Here is a 2099-nt window from a genome sequence, read left to right on the forward strand (position 1 = left end):
AGAACTTCTATTTTTGAATCATCAAAAGCGTAAAAAATAATTTATCAAAAACTGTAACATTTTACTTGACGCTCACAATTATTTACTCTTATTTCATGGGATAGAAAGATTTAACAGTATTGTTATGCCATTTGGAATCATGGTGTCAGTGTTAATGATAACTATATTAATTGCAAATAATGTTGACAAAAATCAGGGTAATATTAAACAATTTTTCAATAAAAATTATCCGATTACCATTTATGTTTTACTTTGTTTAATGGGAGTATGGTTCAACATTGAAAGATATGTAACTGAAGATTTAACGATATGGAATATGCTAACTATAACCTTTATTGGAACTACCAATGACATGTATTCACTACTTTCTTTTGCACATTATGTTGTCATCTTTATAGGCTTCGTTTACTTTGTTCAATTATTATTACAGAGATATCTTTCAGAAATGAGTTATTTCACAATCATCAGGTATCAATCAATGAATCGTTGGTTTCTAAGTTGGTTTCCTAAAATAGTAAAGTCCATTATTGTTCTCTTGTTCTCCTTAATCGCTGCTACAATTTCGCTGGCAGTGTTAAAAGGATATGCGTTTATCGTAACGGATAATATGTTTGAAATCATCTATCAGTTTATGATCAACGGGTTTTTGCAACTTTTATTTTATGTACTTTTTGTAATAATCGTCTCTTTAGTTACTAGAGACGTTTTAAAAAGTTTTATCTCTCTACTCATACTAACCATTTTTATGTTGCCTGGCTTTAGATTAAATAATTTAATACCTGTTGGGTTAAATAGTATGGGGTATCTTTTAGAAAACGCACAAGTATTTTTAATCTCTTTCAAGCTGATTGGCTATATTGCGTTTGAGGTTATTGTTTTATTGTTACTGCTTAACAAAAAGGATTATACATTTTAGAAGGACAGGTGAATGTGATGAGTTTAATTGAATTGAAAAATGTTAGTAAATCATATAAGGGGTTGCCATTGTTTGAAAACGTAACAGTTTCCTTTGAAGAGGGTAAAATATATGGGATAGTGGGTCATAATGGATCAGGGAAATCCGTTTTATTTAAAATGATGTGTGGATTTGTTTTTCCAGACCAGGGAAGCATTTTTGTCAAAGGAAAAGAACTTGGTAAAAATAATAGGTTTCCAGAAAACTTCGGAATTATTATTGAAAGACCTGGTTATTTAGGTGATAAAACAGGATTTGAAAACTTAAGATATTTAGCTGATATCCAAAATAGAATTTCTGATGAAAAAATTAAAGAAACGTTAGAAAAAGTAGGTCTATCTCATACAATAAAACAAAAGGTAAAGAATTATTCCCTTGGAATGAAACAAAAACTAGCAATAGCACAAGCAATAATGGAAGATCAAGAGATATTATTGCTTGATGAACCTTTTAATGGTTTAGATATTGATAGTATAGAAAACATTAGAAATATATTGAAGGAACTAAATGCTGAAGGGAAAACAATTATATTAACGAGCCATAACAATGAGGATATAGAAATTCTTTGTGAACATGTTTATAGAATTAGAAAGAATAATTTAGAACCGTTACAATAAGAGAAAGTGATAGATAAGCGGGTCAACGGAGTAAATGTAAATATGTTTGATTTAGATGTGAAAAGTAAAAGGCCAAAATATGAACAAATAATTGAAAAAATAAAAAATTTGATTATTTGCAAAGAACTGAAACCTGATATAAAAATGCTTTCTATTAGGGCATTATCAAAAGAAATTGGGGTTAGTCCAAATACGGTGCAAAAGTCATATGATAGTCTTGAAAGGCAAGGTTATTTATATTCTATAAAAAGTATAGGCTATTAGGTCGCACCTATCGATGCAACTTTAATAGAGGAAAGAGTAAAAAATGAACTAAAGCCTCAATTTTTCGGGCTATTACGATTGGCAAAATATCATGGGTTAACAAAAAAAGACATAATTCAATGGATAAATGAGTTTTGAAATAAAGGCTACCTAATTCAATGCTAAAATGGAAGGAAATGAGTTTTTTAGATAAAGTCCATATAATTGTGTAAAAGAAAAGGGCCATATGATTGCCTTTACGGTACAATGTTTTTAACCCATAA

The 2099-nt window shown here is 29.3% G+C and carries 3 protein-coding genes; all 3 read left to right on the forward strand.

What is annotated here, in order from left to right:
- Window positions 1-154 precede the first annotated feature (154 nt).
- Genes ABU914_RS15275 through ABU914_RS15285 form a run of 3 tightly spaced genes read left to right on the forward strand, consistent with a single transcriptional unit; the run spans window position 155 to window position 1836 of the window.
- Entirely contained in the window at window positions 155-916 is a 762-nt protein-coding gene (locus ABU914_RS15275) for a hypothetical protein (protein WP_379670552.1), read from the forward strand.
- A gap of 17 nt (window positions 917-933) precedes the next feature.
- Window positions 934-1572 carry an ABC transporter ATP-binding protein gene (locus ABU914_RS15280; protein ID WP_379670553.1) on the forward strand — a complete coding sequence of 213 codons (639 nt, stop codon included), beginning with the start codon at window positions 934-936 and terminating at the stop codon, window positions 1570-1572.
- A gap of 42 nt (window positions 1573-1614) precedes the next feature.
- The gene (locus ABU914_RS15285) at window positions 1615-1836 is read left to right on the forward strand and encodes a GntR family transcriptional regulator (RefSeq protein WP_379670554.1); all 222 of its coding nucleotides are present in this window, start codon (window positions 1615-1617) and stop codon (window positions 1834-1836) included.
- The last annotated feature ends 263 nt before the right edge of the window (window positions 1837-2099 follow it).

The organism is Pueribacillus sp. YX66 (assembly GCF_041725775.1).
In the GTDB taxonomy this organism is placed as follows: domain Bacteria; phylum Bacillota; class Bacilli; order Bacillales; family UBA6769; genus Pueribacillus.